19 protein-coding genes are annotated in these 16360 nt (G+C 66.1%); 12 read left to right on the forward strand and 7 right to left on the reverse strand.

Annotated features, from left to right (window positions below):
- The first annotated feature begins 74 nt into the window (after nt 1-74).
- From ccoN to panC, 11 genes are all read left to right on the forward strand, one after another.
- Complete coding sequence (ccoN, locus tag AMB_RS22070; protein ID WP_050750835.1) at nt 75-1529, forward strand: cytochrome-c oxidase, cbb3-type subunit I; 1455 nt, start codon at nt 75-77, stop codon at nt 1527-1529.
- Between the two features lie 13 nt (nt 1530-1542).
- Nucleotides 1543-2265 carry a cytochrome-c oxidase, cbb3-type subunit II gene (ccoO, locus tag AMB_RS22075; RefSeq protein WP_043745646.1) on the forward strand — a complete coding sequence of 241 codons (723 nt, stop codon included), beginning with the start codon at nt 1543-1545 and terminating at the stop codon, nt 2263-2265.
- 58 nt (nt 2266-2323) lie between these two features.
- The gene (locus tag AMB_RS26655; RefSeq protein WP_407636045.1) at nt 2324-2440 is read left to right on the forward strand and encodes a cbb3-type cytochrome oxidase subunit 3; all 117 of its coding nucleotides are present in this window, start codon (nt 2324-2326) and stop codon (nt 2438-2440) included.
- Nucleotides 2441-2442: 2 nt separating this feature from the next.
- Nucleotides 2443-3303 (forward strand): cytochrome-c oxidase, cbb3-type subunit III, encoded by an 861-nt coding sequence (gene ccoP / locus AMB_RS22080; protein ID WP_011386712.1) that lies wholly within the window; start codon nt 2443-2445, stop codon nt 3301-3303.
- A 251-nt stretch (nt 3304-3554) separates the two neighbouring features.
- A complete protein-coding gene (ccoG, locus tag AMB_RS22085; RefSeq protein ID WP_011386713.1) occupies nt 3555-5012 on the forward strand; it encodes a cytochrome c oxidase accessory protein CcoG in 1458 nt (485 codons plus the stop codon).
- A gap of 1 nt (nt 5013) precedes the next feature.
- Nucleotides 5014-5502: a FixH family protein gene (locus AMB_RS22090; protein ID WP_011386714.1), complete on the forward strand. Its 489-nt coding sequence runs from the start codon at nt 5014-5016 to the stop codon at nt 5500-5502.
- 35 nt (nt 5503-5537) lie between these two features.
- Entirely contained in the window at nt 5538-7847 is a 2310-nt protein-coding gene (locus AMB_RS22095; RefSeq protein ID WP_050750780.1) for a heavy metal translocating P-type ATPase metal-binding domain-containing protein, read from the forward strand.
- Nucleotides 7847-8008, forward strand: coding sequence for a cbb3-type cytochrome oxidase assembly protein CcoS (ccoS, locus tag AMB_RS22100; RefSeq protein ID WP_009870367.1), 162 nt, complete (start codon nt 7847-7849; stop codon nt 8006-8008). The genes AMB_RS22095 and ccoS overlap by 1 nt, the downstream gene beginning before the upstream one ends.
- A 20-nt stretch (nt 8009-8028) precedes the next feature.
- Complete coding sequence (locus AMB_RS22105) at nt 8029-8772, forward strand: helix-turn-helix domain-containing protein (protein WP_011386716.1); 744 nt, start codon at nt 8029-8031, stop codon at nt 8770-8772.
- 45 nt (nt 8773-8817) lie between these two features.
- A complete protein-coding gene (gene panB / locus AMB_RS22110; protein ID WP_011386717.1) occupies nt 8818-9642 on the forward strand; it encodes a 3-methyl-2-oxobutanoate hydroxymethyltransferase in 825 nt (274 codons plus the stop codon).
- Nucleotides 9639-10493, forward strand: a complete 855-nt coding sequence (gene panC, locus AMB_RS22115) for a pantoate--beta-alanine ligase (protein WP_011386718.1) — start codon at nt 9639-9641, stop codon at nt 10491-10493. Before panB ends, panC begins: the two co-directional genes overlap by 4 nt.
- A gap of 125 nt (nt 10494-10618) precedes the next feature.
- Here panC and AMB_RS22120 read toward each other — a convergent pair whose 3' ends face one another.
- The 5 genes from AMB_RS22120 to AMB_RS22140 all read right to left on the reverse strand — a co-directional run bounded on the left by AMB_RS22120 (nt 10619) and on the right by AMB_RS22140 (nt 14280).
- Nucleotides 10619-11962, reverse strand: coding sequence for a TldD/PmbA family protein (locus AMB_RS22120; protein ID WP_011386719.1), 1344 nt, complete (start codon nt 11960-11962; stop codon nt 10619-10621).
- 63 nt (nt 11963-12025) lie between these two features.
- Nucleotides 12026-12697, reverse strand: a complete 672-nt coding sequence (locus AMB_RS22125; RefSeq protein ID WP_148207521.1) for an NnrU family protein — start codon at nt 12695-12697, stop codon at nt 12026-12028.
- A gap of 74 nt (nt 12698-12771) precedes the next feature.
- Entirely contained in the window at nt 12772-13659 is an 888-nt protein-coding gene (gene folD, locus AMB_RS22130; protein ID WP_011386721.1) for a bifunctional methylenetetrahydrofolate dehydrogenase/methenyltetrahydrofolate cyclohydrolase FolD, read from the reverse strand.
- On the reverse strand, nt 13652-13978 hold the full coding sequence (locus tag AMB_RS22135; protein ID WP_011386722.1) for a DUF167 domain-containing protein: 327 nt from the start codon (nt 13976-13978) through the stop codon (nt 13652-13654). The genes folD and AMB_RS22135 overlap by 8 nt, the downstream gene beginning before the upstream one ends.
- Nucleotides 13975-14280 (reverse strand): YggT family protein, encoded by a 306-nt coding sequence (locus AMB_RS22140; RefSeq protein WP_043747169.1) that lies wholly within the window; start codon nt 14278-14280, stop codon nt 13975-13977. The genes AMB_RS22135 and AMB_RS22140 overlap by 4 nt, the downstream gene beginning before the upstream one ends.
- Nucleotides 14281-14393: 113 nt before the next feature.
- Here AMB_RS22140 and AMB_RS22145 point away from each other — a divergent pair, with 113 nt between their 5' ends.
- Nucleotides 14394-15260 carry a dienelactone hydrolase family protein gene (locus AMB_RS22145; RefSeq protein ID WP_011386724.1) on the forward strand — a complete coding sequence of 289 codons (867 nt, stop codon included), beginning with the start codon at nt 14394-14396 and terminating at the stop codon, nt 15258-15260.
- 5 nt (nt 15261-15265) lie between these two features.
- On the opposite strand, the gene AMB_RS22150 is transcribed toward AMB_RS22145, so the two are convergent.
- Together AMB_RS22150 and AMB_RS22155 are read right to left on the reverse strand one after the other, a co-directional pair.
- Nucleotides 15266-15661 carry a MarR family transcriptional regulator gene (locus tag AMB_RS22150; protein ID WP_148207522.1) on the reverse strand — a complete coding sequence of 132 codons (396 nt, stop codon included), beginning with the start codon at nt 15659-15661 and terminating at the stop codon, nt 15266-15268.
- Between the two features lie 100 nt (nt 15662-15761).
- Nucleotides 15762-16355, reverse strand: a complete 594-nt coding sequence (locus AMB_RS22155) for a histidine phosphatase family protein (protein WP_011386726.1) — start codon at nt 16353-16355, stop codon at nt 15762-15764.
- Nucleotides 16356-16360 lie beyond the last annotated feature (5 nt).

Here is a 16360-nt window from a genome sequence, read left to right on the forward strand (position 1 = left end):
GGGGGCATGGTGTCGCCATGGATCCGGCCGGATGCTTCAGGTGGACCCTTTTCCGGTCGAAACAGGAGTTCGGCATGAGCATCAACACTGAAGCCACGCCCTATCGCGACGACGTGATCAAGAAGTTCACGATCGCCGCGATTTTCTGGGGCGTCGTGGGCTTCCTGGCGGGCGACTTCATCGCCCTGCAGTTGGCCTTTCCCGTTCTGAACCTCGATCTCGAGTGGACTTCGTTCGGGCGCCTGCGTCCCGTTCATACTTCCGCGGTGATCTTTGCGTTCGGCGGTAACGTTCTTTTCTCCACCTCTCTGTACATCGTGCAGCGGACCTGCCGTGCCAGCCTGTTCGGCGGTTCCGGCCTTGGTGGTTTCATTTTCTGGAATTTCCAGGCGCTGATCGTCGTCGCCGCTCTGTCCTATGTTCTGGGCTTCAGCCAGGGCCAGGAATACGCGGAGCCGGAATGGTGGATCGACCTGTGGCTCACCGTGATTTGGGTGGCCTACCTGATCGCCTTCGCCGGCACCATCATGAAGCGTAAGGAACCCCACATCTATGTGGCCAACTGGTTCTTCTTCGCCATGATCCTGACCATCGCCATGCTGCACCTCGGCAACAACATCGCGGTTCCGGCCGCCCTGTTCGGCGGCAGCTGGATGAAGAGCTACAACGTGTTCGGTGGCGTGCAGAACGCCATGACCCAGTGGTGGTACGGCCACAATGCGGTGGGCTTCTTCCTGACCGCCGGCTTCCTCGGCATCATGTACTACTTCGTGCCGAAGCGGGCCGAGCGTCCGGTGTACTCCTACCGTCTGTCGATCGTGCACTTCTGGGCGCTGATCTTCCTGTACATCTGGGCCGGTCCGCACCACCTGCACTACACCGCTCTGCCCGATTGGGCGCAGACCCTGGGCATGACCTTCTCGGTGATGCTGTGGATGCCCTCTTGGGGCGGCATGATCAACGGCCTGATGACCCTGTCGGGTGCCTGGGACAAGCTGCGGACCGATCCGGTCATGCGTTTCCTGGTCTCCTCGGTGGCGTTCTACGGCATGTCGACCTTCGAAGGTCCGATGATGTCGATCAAGGCGGTGAACTCGCTGTCGCACTACACCGACTGGGGTATTGGCCACGTGCACTCCGGTGCTCTGGGCTGGGTCGCCTTCGTTTCCTTCGGCGCTCTGTACTACCTGGTTCCCAAGCTGTGGGGCCGCAAGGAGCTGTACTCGCTGAAGCTGGTGGGGGTCCATTTCTGGGTCGCTACCGTGGGTATCGTCTTCTACATCACCGCCATGTGGATCTCCGGCATCATGCAGGGCCTCATGTGGCGTGCGTATGACAGCCTCGGTTTCCTGCAGTACTCGTTCATCGAGACTGTTGAGGCCATGCGTCCGTACTACATGATCCGTGCTCTGGGCGGCTTCCTCTTCGTGCTCGGCTCGCTGGTGATGGTCTACAACGTCTTCAAGACCATCAAGGGCGACGTCGCTGCGGATGAGGCGGTTGCTTCCACCGCCGGCGCGGCTCGCTGAGGAGACCCGACCCATGTTCAAGCATCACGCTAAGCTCGAAACCAACATCTTCTTCCTGGCCGTCGGCATCCTTCTCACGATCGTTGTCGGTGGTCTGGTCGAAGTCGTGCCGCTGTTCTCGATCGAATCGACGATCGAGAAGGTGGATGGCGTCCGTCCCTATTCTCCCCTGGAGCAGAAGGGCCGCGACATCTATATCCGCGAAGGCTGCTACAACTGCCACAGCCAGATGATCCGTCCGTTCAAGGACGAGGTCGAACGCTATGGCCATTACAGCCTCGCGGCCGAGTCCAAGTACGATCACCCCTTCCAGTGGGGCTCGAAGCGTACCGGTCCCGACCTGGCCCGCGTGGGTGGCAAGTACACCGACGACTGGCAGGTTCGCCACCTCATCAACCCGCGTGACGTGGTCCCCGGATCCATCATGCCGGGCTACAAGCATCTGGCTCGTCCGCTGGACTACTCCGACATCCAGGCCAACATGAAGGCCCTCAAGGTTGTCGGCGTGCCCTACACGGACGCGCAGATCGCCAATGCCAAGAAGGACCTGGAAGAGCAGGTTTTCGGCGACCCGTCTGCCAAGACGGCCGTCGGCGCCAGCTATCCCAAGGCCAAGATCGGCTCGGCGTCGGGTAACGCCAAGGTCACCGAAATGGACGCCTTGGTCGCCTATCTGCAGGTGCTGGGAACCATGGTCGATTTCTCGACCGTGAAGCCCGAGGCAATCCGCCGCTAGAGGAGTACGGGGTTTGTTCGTCGCTTTCGTCGACAATATACTCCGGCCCTTCTGGGTCTTGTGGGTGATGATGATCTTCACCGGGGTTGTTTTCTATGCCTACTGGCCGAAGAACAAAAGTCGGCTGGAAGACTACGGAAACATCCCGTTGAGGGACGACAATGAGGAGCGCTAACAATGGCGACCATTGAAAAGGACTCGGTGTCCGGTCAGAACACTACCGGTCACGAGTGGGACGGCATCAAGGAGCTGAATACTCCTTTGCCGAAGTGGTGGGTCTACGTTTTCTGGGCCACCGTCCTGTGGGCCATCGGCTACTGGGTCGCGTACCCGGCGTGGCCGCTGGTCAACGGCTACACCAAGGGCACGCTGGGCTATTCGTCCCGCGGCGAGCTCGATAACGAACTGGCGGCCCAGAAGAAGTCCCGTTCGGCTTGGCTGTCCAAGATCGAGGCGTCCGACGTGGCCGCCATCGAGAAGGACAAGGACCTGCTGCGCTATGCCATGGCCGGCGGCAAGATCGCGTTCAACGAGAACTGCGGCGCTTGCCACGGTGTCGGCGGCGTCGGTGCCTATGGCTACCCGACCCTGGCCGATGACGAATGGCTGTGGGGCGGCACCCTGGCCGACATCGAACAGACCATCAAGTTCGGTGTCCGCAACACCAACGCCAACTCGCGTCAGAGCGAGATGCCGAAGTTTGGTGTCGATGGCGTGCTCAAGCCCGAGCAGATCGCCGCCGTCTCCGACTACGTGGTGTCGCTGGCCTCCAAGGCTCCGGCCAAGGGCTCGGCGGGCGAGACCGTCTATGCCGAAAACTGCGCCGTCTGCCACGCCGAAGATGGTTCGGGCATGGCCGCGGTGGGTGCTCCGGCCCTGAACAACCAGATCTGGCTGTACAAGGGCACCAAGGACGCCATCGTTGCCCAGGTGAACAAGCCCAAGCACGGCTCCATGCCCGCTTGGTCCGAACGCCTGGACGCCAGCACCATCAAGATGCTGGCCGTCTACGTCCATAACCTGGGCGGCGGCAAGTAAGAGTGTAAGTGGGGGGACCCGGTGGGGTGCGTGCCTGGAAACAGGGGCGCACCCCATCGGCATATCTGGAGGCTGCTCATCGCCCCGTTCCGCCGCCGGCCGGACCCGCGCCGCGCTGGGCACGGGCGATAAAACAAGCATTCTAGATTCGATGAATTTGGAGTATCACAACCGCGTGGCGGGACGGGGCGCGAAACACGCCTCCCCGCCTTGTCATTTGGCCCCCCTTCGCAGCAGAGCGTTCGCACATCATGGCCTCCCCCAAGATCGATCCGACCCTGAAGAAGCCCGCCGGCGACGGCGACGGTCCGCTTTACGCCGAGACCGTGATGATTCACCCGCGCACGGTGAAGGGGATTTTCCGTACCTGGAAATGGGCGGCCATGATCGTCCTGCTGGCGGTCTATCACATCGCGCCGTTCCTGCGCTGGGATCGCGGTCCCGATGCCCCCAGCCAGGCCATTCTGGCCGACATGACCGGTCGGCGCGGCTATTTCTTCTTCCTCGAGATCTGGCCGCAGGAGGTCTACTACATCACCGGCCTGCTGTTCCTGGCCGCCATCGCCCTGTTCTTCATGAGCTCGCTGGCCGGGCGCATCTGGTGCGGCTTCTTCTGCTTCCAGACCGTCTACACCGACCTGTTCATGTATGTGGAACGGCTGGTGGTGGGCGACCGCGCCAAGCGCATGGCGCTGGACCGCGCCAAATGGAACGGTGAAAAGCTGGTCAAGAAGACCATCATCAACGTGGTCTGGCTGTTGATCGCCGCCTCGTGCGGCATCGGCTTCACCCTGTATTTCGGCGATGCGCCGACCATGCTGCGCGACATCTTCGCCGGCCGCGAGGATACTGCGGTCTATGGCACCATCGCCGTGGTGGGCGGCTGCTGCTTCCTGCTGGCCGGCTATGCCCGCGAGCAGGTCTGCCTGTATATGTGCCCCTATTCGCGCTTCCAGTCGGCCATGTTCGACGAGCATTCGCTGATCATCACCTATGAGGAATGGCGCGGCGAGCCCAGGAAGCCCATCCGCAAGAGCGAGACCTTCGAAGGCCGGGGCCACTGCATCGACTGCAAGATGTGCGTCACCGCCTGCCCCACCGGCATCGACATCCGCGACGGCATGCAGATGGGCTGCATCGGCTGCGCCCTGTGCATCGATGCCTGCAACACCATGATGGACAAGTACAACCTGCCGCGTGGCCTGATCACCTGGGATTCCTCGGCCAATCTCGCGGCGCGGGAAAAGGGCGAGAAGACCAGCATCAAGCTGATCCGTCCCCGCACCATCGTCTACGTGGCGATCATCACCGCGGTCAGCGCCCTGATGGTCTTCGGCCTGTCGTCGCGCAAGAGCTTCGACATCGCCGTGCAGCACGAGCGCGCCCCGCTGTTCGTCCAGTTGTCCGACGGCGCGATCCGCAACGGCTATACCGTCAAGATCCTCAACATGGTGCGCGAGAACCGCGAGTTCGAACTATCGGTGTCGGGCATCGACGGCGCCGGCCTCAGCGTGGTCGGCGGCCAGGCCTCGGGCGCCAAGGCCATGCTGCGGGTCGAACCCGACGCGGTCGGCACCTACAATATCTTCGTCACCGCTCCCGCCGACAAGTTGCAGGGCAAGCGCACGCCGCTGTACTTTACCCTGCGCGAGACGGCCAAGGGCGGAAGCAACCGTCTCGAATCCCTGTTCGCCGCACCGGAGAGGTAATATGGACATGACCCAACAGCGCAAGCCCGGCTGGTGGTACCCCTATATCTTCGTCGGCGGCTTCATGGTGGTGCTGGCGGTGAACTTCACCATGGCGTATTTCGCCAATTCCACCTTCTCGGGGATCTCCACCGAGCGTCCCTATGAAAAGGGTCTGGCCTTCAACCAGACCCTGGAGGCCGCCCGCAAGCAGGAGGCCCTGAACTGGTCGGTGGACCTGCAGGTGGAGCCCGCCGCCAACCATGGCGCCCATGTCACCATCACCTACAAGGACGCGGCGGGCCATCCCGTGGACGGCATGGAGGTGAAGGCCCTGTTCGTGCGCCCCACCGCCAAGGGCCATGACCGCGAGGTGCGTCTGGCCCCGGTCGGTCCCGGCGCCTATGCCACCTTGCAGGAACTGCCCCTGTCCGGCGTCTGGGACATGACCCTGCTGGCTTCGGCCAAGGATACGCCCTATTCGGTGCTGCGCCGCATCGTGGTGCCGTGACCCAGGCTGTGTTGTGCCGCCATTGCGGAGGTCCCATGCCGGCCGATCTGGCCGGCGACTTCTGCTGTCGCGGCTGCGAGGGCGCGTTTCACCTGCTCGAAGGCCTGGGCCTGGAGCAGTACTACAGCCGCCGGACCAACGATCCGGCGGCGCGGCTGTTGCGCCCCGACGACGATGCCGACCGCTATCACGACTTTTCCGCCCATGTCATCACCGACGGCGACAAGGGTGAATCCAGCCTCCATCTGATGATCGAGGGGCTGCATTGCGGCGCCTGCATCTGGCTGATCGAATCTCTGCTGAACAAGCAGACGGGCGTCACCTGGGCGCGGGTCAACATGACCACGCGCCGTCTGGTGGTGCGCTGGCACACCGGCGAGACCGAGCCAGGCGTCCTGCTGGCCCCGGTGATCAGCGTCGGCTACCGTCTGGTGCCCTACGACCCCGAGCGCCTCGGCCTGGAAACCCAGCGCCAGGAAAAGGAATTGCTGCGCGCCATGGCCATCGCCGGCTTCGCCGCCGGCAACGTCATGCTGCTGTCGGTCTCGGTCTGGGCCGGGCATTTCTCCTATATGGGACCCGCCACCCGGGGCCTGATGCACTGGATCTCGGCCCTGGTGGTCCTGCCCGCCGTGGCGTGGTGCGTGCGCCCCTTCGCCCGCTCGGCGGTGGCGGCGCTGCGGGCCGGGCGCACCAACATGGATGTGCCCATCACCATCGGCGTGACCCTGGCCTGCCTGATGAGCCTGTGGGAGACCATCAATGGCGGCGAATACGCCTATTTCGATTCCGCCATCACTCTGCTGTTCTTCCTGCTGATCGGCCGCTACCTGGATTCCCGGGCGCGGGGCCGGGCCCGAACCACGGTGGAGCACCTGCTGGCGCTGGACGCCGTGGCGGTCACCGTGCTGGAAGACGACGGCAGCCAGCGCATGCTGCCCCCCCACAAGGTGGCGCCGGGCTCACGCGTGCTGGTGGCGGCGGGCGAGCGCATCGGCGTCGACGGCCGCATCATCGACGGCCGCTCGGACGTGGATACCAGCCTGCTGACAGGCGAAAGTCTGCCGGTCTCGGTCACCGCCGGAGCCCAGGTCTTCGCCGGCACCATCAACCTGTCCGCCCCGCTGCGCCTGGAAGTGTCGGCGGTGGGCGAGCGCACCCTGTTGGCCGAGATCGTCCGCATGATGGAGGTGGCCGAACAGGGCCGCGCCCGTTATGTGGCCCTGGCCGACCGGGTGTCGCGCTGGTACGCCCCGGTAGTGCACGTGGCTGCCCTGGCCACCTTCACCGGCTGGACCGTCTTCACCAATACGCCGTGGCAGGAGGCCCTGCTTTATGCCGTGGCGGTGCTGATCATCACCTGCCCCTGCGCCCTGGCTCTGGCCGTGCCGGTGGTGCAGGTCATCGCCTCGGGCCGCCTGATGCGCCAGGGCGTGCTGGTCAAGTCGGCCACGGCGCTGGAACGCTTCGCCGATGCCGACACCGTGGTGTTCGACAAGACCGGCACCCTGACCCTGGGCAAGCCCAGCCTGACCGAGGACGGCGGCTGGACCCGGGACGACCTGACGGCGGCGGCCGGGCTGACGCCCGCCTCGCGTCATCCCCTGGCCCGGGCCATCACCGCCGCCTGTCCTACTGCCCCGGTGGCCGACGGCGTGGTCGAGGTTCCCGGCATGGGACTGGAGATTCCCGCCCAAGGCATCCGCCTGGGCAGCCGTAAATTCGTCGGCGTCGCCGACGACGCCAGCGGCGACGGCCCCGAGCTGTGGCTGGCCCGGCCCGGCCATGCGCCGGTGCGCTTTGCCTTCTCCGACGCCTTGCGCGCCGATGCCGTTGCCGTGGTGGCCGAGCTGCGCCGCCTGGGCATATCCGTCGAACTGCTGTCGGGCGATCGCCCCGCCGCCGCCGCCAAGGTGGCCGAAGCCCTGGGACTGGCCGAGTGGCGGGCCGGATGCACGCCTGCGGAAAAGTGCGCCCGTCTGGCCGAGCTGGCCGGGCAAGGCCGCAAGGTGCTGATGATCGGCGACGGCCTCAACGACGCCCCGGCCCTGGCCGCCGCCCATGTCTCCATGTCGCCGTCCACCGCCGTCGACGTCAGCCAGACCGCCGCCGACGTAGTGTTCCAGGGCGGGCGCCTCGCCCCCGTCATCGAGACCCTGGACGTGGCCCGCCTGTCGCGCATCCTGGTGAAGCAGAATTTTGGTCTGGCGCTGGGCTACAACCTCTTCACCGTGCCGCTGGCCATAGCCGGAATGGTCACCCCCCTCATCGCCGCGATTGCCATGTCCACCTCGTCACTGGTAGTAATTGGAAACGCCCTGCGTCTATCGCGCCGGAGAGGTTAGTGGACAATCTGTTGATGCTGATTCCCGTGGCCCTGGGTTTGGGCTTCGTGGGGTTGCTCGGATTCCTGTGGGCTTTGAAGTCAGGTCAGTTCGATGACCTTGACGGCGCGGCGCATCGCATTCTCTTTGATGACGACGAACAGCCCAAGACCGGGGCTTGAGGGGGATGGGTAGCCTGCACATGCCGCCCCTCGACTACGACGCCCAGAAGACTCCGCACATCGCCGATCTGCGCTCGCCCCAGTGCCGCAATTGCGACATCGTGCGCGAGGTGGCCTTTTGCGCCGACCTCTCCCAGGACGAGGTCAAGCGGCTGGCCACGGTACGCTGCCACGCGGCGCTTCCCGCCAACTTCACGGTGTTCCGCGAGGGCGACGAGGTCGACCACGTCTATTCCATCTCCAACGGCGCGGTGAAGCTCTACAAGCTGATGCCCGACGGACGGCGCCAGATCATCGGCTTCCTGTTTTCGGGCGATCTGTTCGGACTGGGCATCGACGGCGGTTATTGCTACACCGCCGAGACCATCACGCCGACCCATCTGTGCCGCTTCACCCATCGCAAGCTGGACAGCCTGATCAGCGAGATTCCCCGTCTTGAGCGCCGCATGTTCACCATGGCGGTCAAAGACCTGGTCTCGGCCCAGGACCAGATGCTGCTGCTGGGCCGCAAGACGGCGCGCGAGAAGGTCGCCACCTTCCTGCTGCGCCTGTCGCAGCGCTCGGCCCAGATGGGCCAGCCGTCCAGCCCGGTGGCGCTGCCCATGAGCCGCGCCGACATCGCCGACTATCTCGGCCTGACCATCGAGACGGTCAGCCGCACCTTCACCCAGCTCAAGCGCGACGGCATCATCGGCCTGCCGGCCTCGGGTCATTGCATCCTCAATGACCCGGACGCGCTGCGCGAGCTGGCCGAAGGCACCTGAAGCCGCAACCGTCCATTACCGTCCCAAAGCGAAAGAGGCCCTCCGGTGAGCACCGAAGTCAGGATCAAACGCATCACCACGCGCGACATCCGCGCCCGCAAGGGGGCCGAGCCCCTGGTGGTGCTGACCGCCTATACGGCTCCCATCGCCCGTCTGCTCGACCCTATCTGCGACATCCTGCTGGTGGGTGACTCGCTGGGCATGGTGGTCTATGGCATGGAGACCACCCTGGCCGTCACCCTGGAGATGATGATCAATCACGGCGCCGCCGTGGTGCGCTCGTCGTCCAGGGCCTGCGTGGTGGTCGACATGCCGTTCGGCAGCTATCAGGAAAGCAAGGAACAGGCGTTCCGCAACTGCGCCCGGGTGATGGCCGAGACCGGCTGTGCCGCCGTCAAGCTGGAGGGCGGGCGCGAACTGGCCGAGACCATCCGCTTCCTGACCGATCGCGGCATCCCCGTGATGGCCCATATCGGCCTCAAGCCCCAGGCCGTGCACGCCGCCGGCGGCTTCCGCGCCCAGGGCCGCATCGAGTCCGAGGCCGAGGCCATTCGCGCCGACGCCCGCGCCATCACCGAGGCCGGCGCCTTCTCCGTGGTGGTCGAGGGCACCGTCGAGCCGGTGGCTCAGGCGCTCTCCGCCGAGATCGCCATTCCCACCATCGGCATCGGCGCCTCGGCCGCCTGCGACGGCCAGGTGCTGGTCATCGACGACCTGGTGGGGCTGTTCGACGACTTCACCCCGAAATTCGTCAAGCGCTATGCCGATCTGCGGCCGATCATCACCAAGGCGGCCGAGGATTACGCCGCCGAGGTCAAGGCCCGCACCTTCCCCGGTCCCGAACACTGCTTTGGGGTGGCGAAGAAGTGAGCACCGCCGTCCACATCGTCCGCTCCGTCGCGGCGTTGCGCGCCCAGGTCGGCGCTTGGCGCGACGAGGGTCTGTCCGTGGCGCTGGTCCCCACCATGGGGGCGCTGCACGCCGGTCACCTCTCGCTGGTCAAGCGGGGCCTGGAACTGGCCGACCGGGCCGTCGCCTCGGTGTTCGTCAACCCTACCCAGTTCGGCCCCAACGAGGACTTCGCCCGCTATCCCCGCCAGGAAGAGCTGGACGCCGCCGCCCTGAGTTCGGCCGGCTGCCACCTGCTGTTCGCCCCCGACGTGGCCGAGATGTACCCCGAAGGCTTCGCCACCACGGTCTCGGTCAGCGGCGTCTCGGACGGGCTGTGCGGCGCGGTGCGGCCCGGCCATTTCGCCGGTGTCGCCACGGTGGTGACCAAGCTGCTGCTGCAATGCCTGCCCGACGTGGCGCTGTTCGGCGAGAAGGACTATCAGCAACTGGCGGTGATCCGTCGCTTCGCCCGCGATCTCGACATTCCGGTCCGCATCGAGGGCGTGCCCACCCTGCGCGAGGACGACGGCTTGGCCATGTCGTCGCGCAACGCCTATATGACGCCCGAGCAGCGGGCCATCGCGCCCTGGCTGATCCGGGCACTGACCGGTATCGCCGATGGCCTGCGGGCCGGGGCCAAGGCCGCCGATCTCTGCCCCATGGCGGTGTCGGGCCTGCTCAAGGCCGGGTTCGATTCGGTGGATTACATCGAGGTGCGCGACGCGGCGTCGCTGGCGCCGGCCGAGATCCTGGACCGGCCCTTGCGCATCCTGGCCGCCGCCCGCCTGGGCAAGACGCGGCTGATCGACAATATCGGGGTGGAACCCTAGACCTGGGCTATCGCCCAGACCCATTTGGGGCGATGCCCCAAGCCCCCTTTTCATTCTCAAAATGAAGGGAGGTTTGGAGGCATCGCCTCCAACCGGGGACCGGGGCGGGAGCCCCGCGTGACGTCCTACCGCCCCGCCACCATCAGCCCGTCGATGCGCAGGGTCGGCGAGTCGATGCCATGGCGCAGCGTCAGATCATTGGCCGGGGTAAGGTTGAGGAACATCTCCTTGAGATTGCCCGCCACCGTCACTTCGTTGACGGCGAAGGCCAACTCGCCTCCCTTGATCCAGAAGCCCGAGGCCCCGCGCGAGTAATCGCCGGTGACGCCGTTGACCCCCTGGCCCGACAGATCAGTGATGTAGAAGCCTTCGGAGATGTCGTGGATCATCTCGGACGGCGTGATGTGGCCGGCTTCCAGATAGAAATTGCTGGCCGAGGGCGAGGGTGGCGACGAGGTACCCCGGCTGGCATGGCCGGTGGACCGCATCCCCAGCTGCCGGGCCGAGCGCAGGTCCAGCAGCCAAGTGGTGAGCACGCCGTCCTCGACGATGGCGCGGGGCTGGGTGGCGATGCCCTCGCCGTCGCAGGGGCGCGAGCGCAGGCCGCGGCGGCGGTGGGGATCATCCATGATGCGGATGCCGCGGGGGAAGATGGCCTGACCCAGCTTGTCCTTGAGGAAGCTGGTGCCGCGTGCCACCCCCGAGCCATTGATGGCACCCGCCAAGCTGGACACCAGGCCACGCGCCACCCGCGGGTCGAAGATCACCGGCACCTGCTTGGTGGCCACCTTGCGGGCGCCCAGGCGATGAACGGCGCGGCGCCCGGCCTCGTGGCCGATCTCCTCCGGCGCACGCAGATCGGCCAGGAACACCGCCGAGGAATAATCGTAGTCGCGCTCCATGCCCTGCGCATTGGTGCCGGCCAGCACCGATACCGACAGCGACGACGAGGTCACCGAATAGGCATGGGAAAAGCCATTGGAGGCGACGATGGCCACGCCCGACCGCCCCCAGCCCGCCTCGGCGCCCTCGGAATTGGTGACGCCGTTCACGGAACGGGCAGCGTCCTCGGCACTGCGGACCATGTCGATCAACTGTTCCGCCGAGGGCTCGTGCGGGTCACAGACATCCAGATCGGGAAAGGACGTGGCCAGTTCACCGGGCTCGGCCAAGCCGCAATAGGGGTCCTCGGGGATCGAGCGGGCCATGGCCACGGCGCGCTCCACCAATTGGCCCAGGGCCGCCTTGGAACGGTCCGACGAGGACACGAAGGCCTGATGCTTGCCGATCAGCACGCGCAGCCCCACGTCGCCGGATTCGGCCCGCTCCAGGCGCTCCAGCGCGCCCAGGCGCATGCCCACGGACAGCGAGGCGGAATCGATCAGCACCGCGTCGGCGGCTTCGGCGCCGGCCTTGCGGGCATCGGCGACCAGATCACTCAGCAGATCGAGGGGCAAAATCCCGGGCATGGCGGCGGCTCCAACAGGGGAGCGTTCAGGCTGCCCCGATTCGCGGCCGCCGTAAAGGGGGGATCACGGCAGGGGGCTCAGTCCGATCACCATGGGGTGCAGCCACAGCAGCACGGGATAGAGGGCCAACCCGCCGCAGATGCGCGCCCAGCCCAGTTCAGCCAGCAGGGCGCGGGGCTCGAACACCGCCCGTTCCGCCATCTCGCGCCAGTGCCGGTCGCCCAGGGACTTGCGGCGCTTGGCGTCGAGAATGCGCGGCCCCACCAGGCACAGCAGCAGCAGCGGCACGAACAGCAGCAGCCCGGCCAGATGGCCGTTGGGCAGGATATGGGCGGCGCTCCACAGACCCAGGCCCCAGATGATGGGATGACGGGTCAGGCGCACGATACCCGGCCGCGCCGGGTCATAGCCCGCCCCTCCCGGGCCGATGGAGAAGGGATTCTTCTGGGACAGGCCCAGCATCCAGAACAGGCAGGCCACCGGCATGACCAGCGGCGGCACCCAGCGCATCCAGGGCTGTTGCTCCCACACCACCACGGTGGGGGAATTCAGCGCGGCGGCGATTACCCAGACCAGCAGGATTGTGGAGACCACGGAATAGCCGGCATAGAAGCCCGCCTTGCCATAGCGGGCCTCGATGGGGCCGCGCAGCGGCTTCCAGTTGGACAGCGAATGCGCCCCCAGGAACGCCGCCACCGACAAAACCAGATGGCCGACGCCGCCGGTGAAAGTCATTGCCGGCCCACCCTCGCCGAACACTCGCCGCCGCGATGGCCGGCGAGCACGATTCGAAGGGGTCGAATCATGCTCTAGAACTCCACCTCGGGCAGTTTGTGCAGGCGGGCACAAGCCACCAGGGTGTTGCGAAGCAGGCAGGCGATGGTCATGGGACCGACGCCGCCGGGCACCGGCGTGATGGCCCCCGCCACCTTGACCGCCGAGGCGAAGTCCACGTCGCCCACCAGCTTCTTGGTGCCGTCGGGCAGCTCGATGCGGTTGATGCCCACATCGATGACCGTGGCGCCCGGCTTAATCCAGTCGCCCTTGATCATCTCCGGCCGCCCCACCGCGGCGATGACGATGTCGGCGCGACGCACCACGCCGGGCAGGTCCTTGGTCTGGGAATGGGCGACGGTGACCGTGCAGCTTTCCTTGATCAGCAATTGGGCCATGGGCTTGCCGACGATGTTGGAGCGGCCGATGACCACGGCGTCCAGGCCCCCCAGCTTGCCCAGCGTGTCCTTGAGCAGCAGCAGCGAGCCCAGCGGCGTGCAGGGCACCAGCGCATCGCCGCCGGCGGCCAGACGGCCCACATTGACGGGATGGAAGCCGTCCACGTCCTTGGCCGGGTCGATGGCCTCGATCACCTTCTGGGTATCGATGTGCTTGGGCACCGGCAACTGCACCAGGATGCCGTGCACCTCGGGGTCCTTATTCAGGCTCTCGATCAGCAGCAGCAGTGCGTCCTCGGGGGTGTCGGCGGGCAGCTTGTGCTCGAACGAGCGCATGCCGGTCTCGACGGTGCGCTTGCCCTTGGTGCGCACATAGACCTGGCTGGCCGGGTCCTCGCCCACCAGCACCACCGCCAAGCCGGGGGTGATGTGATGGGCCGCCTTCATCTCGGCCACGCGGGCCGTGATGGTCTCGCGCAGTTTGGCGGAAAACAGGTTGCCGTCGATCAGCTTCGCGTCAGTCATGGTTGCTTGCCATCCACTCGTCGAGGCGATGCCGCAAATCCTCGGTCTCGCCGGAAATCAAGATCACCTTGCGCCGGTCGGTGGCGCCCAGGACGATATCCATGTCGGACTTGGGGATTTTCCAAGCCTTGGACAAAAGCTTCAGCAGCGCCGCGTTGGCCTTGCCGTCCTCCGGCACCGCCGTCACCTGCGCCTTCAACACCACCGCCCCGTCCGCCTCGGCCGCCGGGCCGTTGATCCGGTCGCGGGACGCCTTGGGGGTGAGCCGGACAGCCACCTTCAGCCCGCCGGCACAGGGGGCGAAGGGCGAAGCGCTCATGACATCATGACGAGCCTGAGCGCCTTGCCCAGCAGCATCTCCACGAACAGGATGATCAGCCAGAGCACGATGGGTGAAAGATCCACCGACCCGAGGTCGGGCATCATCCGGCGGATCGGCCGCAGGGCCGGCTCGGTCAGGCGATAGATGACGTCCAGAATGGTCCGCACCGTGGAATTGTAGGTGTTGATCACCCCGAAGGCGACCAGCCAACTGGCGATCACCGATGCGATCACGATGTACATGTACAGATCGAGGGCGATGAGGATCACCCTGATCAGCGGTTCCAGAATGAAGTCCATCGGCGGCACCTGTGAGGGCATTTCGAATCGCGCCCAAACCTATCCTCGGCGGCCTTGCCGCGCAAGGCTGCCGATGCCATCTTTGAAGGCACCTAATCCAGGGAGGGATGGTAATGGACGACGACGTCAAGAGTCTCAGCCCCAAGATCGACATGACCCGGCGCGGCTTCGTGTCGGCGGCCGTGCTGGCCACCGGCTACGCCCTGGCGGTCAGCCCGGCCAGTGCCGGGGCCATCACCACCGATTCCCAGGGGCTTTCCGCCGGGGCGGTGATGATCCCCACCCCAGGCGGTCATCCGCTGCCGGCCTATGCCGCCATGCCGGCGGGCAAGGGTCCCTTCCCCATCATCTTGGTGATTCAGGAGATCTTCGGCGTCCACGAGCATATCCGCGACGTCTGCCGCCGTTTTGCCAAGCTGGGCTATCTGGCCGTCGCGCCCGAGCTTTATTTCCGCCAGGGCGATCCCGCCGTGCTGACCGATATCCCCACCATCTTGTCGACCATTGTCGCCAAGGTGCCCGATTCCCAGGTGCTGTCCGATCTGGATGCCGCCGCCGCCTGGGCGGCAGCCAATGGCGGCGACGGCGACCGGCTGGGAGTCACCGGATTTTGCTGGGGCGGCCGTGCCGTCTGGCTGTATTCCGCCCATAATCCCAAACTGAAGGCGGCGGTGGCCTGGTACGGCAAGCTGGTAGGCGCCCCGTCCGCCGAAACGCCGAAGCATCCCGTCGACATCGCCGCCGATCTGCATGCGCCGGTGCTGGGCCTTTACGGCGGCGCCGATCAGGGCATTCCGCTCGATTCTATCGAGAAGATGAAGGCGGCGACCAAGCCGGCGCGGGTCAAGGTGGAGTTCGTGGTCTATCCCGACACGCCCCACGCCTTCCATGCCGATTACCGCCCCTCGTACCGCGAGGGACCGGCCAAGGACGGCTGGGCCAAGGCTCTGGCCTGGTTCAAGACCAACGGCGTGGGCTGACCGGGTTAACCCTGCTCGCCCACGGGGCGCGTCAGGGTCCGCAACGTCGCTTCCAACCCCGTGGCCAGGGCTTCCTGCGCCTCGGGGGATTGGGCGGCGATGGCGGCAGCGATGGCGCCCAGAGGATCGCCCTGCAGTAATTCATGGCCCGACGAGGTCAGCTCCAGCCGGTTGCGGCGGCGATCGCCCAGTTCGGGCAGGCGCTCGACCAGACCCTTGCGGACCAGGGCGGCCACAGTCTGGCTGGCGGTGCCGCTGGTGGTGGCGTGGTAATGGGCGAAGGCGGTGACGGTACGAGCCTCGGGCACCGCCTCGGCCAGATAGCGCAGGGCGCTCCACTGGGCCGGATTCAGCCCCCCGACAAACGCCGCCCCGTTGGCCAGCCGCAGAATCTGCGCCATGGCCTCGGCTGCGACCCGGGCTGAAAATCGAAACCTAGCGTTACCATCCATCATATTTCATCATCGCACGGGGATTTGTGCGACGCAACGGACCGCGAGCCTATTCGCTGCCAATCCGCTCGATACAGCCTTTTGACATAAGGAATAATACGTCCTGGGGCGAATCGCCGCGCATGGCCAGATCGGGGTCGAGCCGCGAGTAAAGCCCGCGCAGCACCCGTCCGGCGATGCCGTGGCTGACCGCGATCACCTTGTCGCCGGGCGCCAGATCCGCCAGCCAGTGGGCCAGCCGGCTGGCCACGTCGTGATGGCTTTCGCCGCCGGGACAGCGGAACACCCAGTGGTCCAGTCCCTCGCCCTCCAGCATGCCGGGATGGCGCGCCGCCAGTTCGGCCTTGGGCAGGCCCGACCACTGGCCGGTATGAACCTCGCGCAGGCGATCATCAAAAGTGATGGAGCGGAAATCCAGCTCGGCGACTTCGCACAGGATTCCGGTGGTCTGGGCGCAGCGGCCCAGCGGGCTGGACACCACCCGCCAGCCCCCGGCATCGCCCAGCATCTGGCGCAGCTTGCGGCCATAGGCCCGCGCCTGGGCCGCGCCCTTGGGGGTCAGCGGCGAATCGCCGTGACCCTGGACGCGGCCCTCGCGGTTCCAGACAGTCTCGCCGTGGCGGACCAGGATGACGGTCGGCACGGCCT

This window comes from Paramagnetospirillum magneticum AMB-1 (assembly GCF_000009985.1).
Classification (GTDB): domain Bacteria; phylum Pseudomonadota; class Alphaproteobacteria; order Rhodospirillales; family Magnetospirillaceae; genus Phaeospirillum; species Phaeospirillum magneticum.

What these genes read in the sequence shown, in the direction of transcription:
- ccoO (WP_043745646.1), top strand. Translation starts at nt 1,543, where the DNA reads ATGTTCAAGCATCACGCTAAGCTCGAAACCAACATCTTCTTCCTGGCC.
- ccoP (WP_011386712.1), top strand. Translation starts at nt 2,443, where the DNA reads ATGGCGACCATTGAAAAGGACTCGGTGTCCGGTCAGAACACTACCGGT.
- ccoG (WP_011386713.1), top strand. Translation starts at nt 3,555, where the DNA reads ATGGCCTCCCCCAAGATCGATCCGACCCTGAAGAAGCCCGCCGGCGAC.
- AMB_RS22140 (WP_043747169.1), bottom strand. Translation starts at nt 14,280, where the DNA reads ATGGACTTCATTCTGGAACCGCTGATCAGGGTGATCCTCATCGCCCTC.
- AMB_RS22090 (WP_011386714.1), top strand. Translation starts at nt 5,014, where the DNA reads ATGGACATGACCCAACAGCGCAAGCCCGGCTGGTGGTACCCCTATATC.
- AMB_RS22095 (WP_050750780.1), top strand. Translation starts at nt 5,538, where the DNA reads ATGCCGGCCGATCTGGCCGGCGACTTCTGCTGTCGCGGCTGCGAGGGC.
- folD (WP_011386721.1), bottom strand. Translation starts at nt 13,659, where the DNA reads ATGACTGACGCGAAGCTGATCGACGGCAACCTGTTTTCCGCCAAACTG.
- AMB_RS22150 (WP_148207522.1), bottom strand. Translation starts at nt 15,661, where the DNA reads ATGGCGCAGATTCTGCGGCTGGCCAACGGGGCGGCGTTTGTCGGGGGG.
- AMB_RS22135 (WP_011386722.1), bottom strand. Translation starts at nt 13,978, where the DNA reads ATGAGCGCTTCGCCCTTCGCCCCCTGTGCCGGCGGGCTGAAGGTGGCT.
- AMB_RS22145 (WP_011386724.1), top strand. Translation starts at nt 14,394, where the DNA reads ATGGACGACGACGTCAAGAGTCTCAGCCCCAAGATCGACATGACCCGG.
- AMB_RS22125 (WP_148207521.1), bottom strand. Translation starts at nt 12,697, where the DNA reads ATGACTTTCACCGGCGGCGTCGGCCATCTGGTTTTGTCGGTGGCGGCG.
- ccoN (WP_050750835.1), top strand. Translation starts at nt 75, where the DNA reads ATGAGCATCAACACTGAAGCCACGCCCTATCGCGACGACGTGATCAAG.
- AMB_RS22120 (WP_011386719.1), bottom strand. Translation starts at nt 11,962, where the DNA reads ATGCCCGGGATTTTGCCCCTCGATCTGCTGAGTGATCTGGTCGCCGAT.
- AMB_RS22105 (WP_011386716.1), top strand. Translation starts at nt 8,029, where the DNA reads ATGCCGCCCCTCGACTACGACGCCCAGAAGACTCCGCACATCGCCGAT.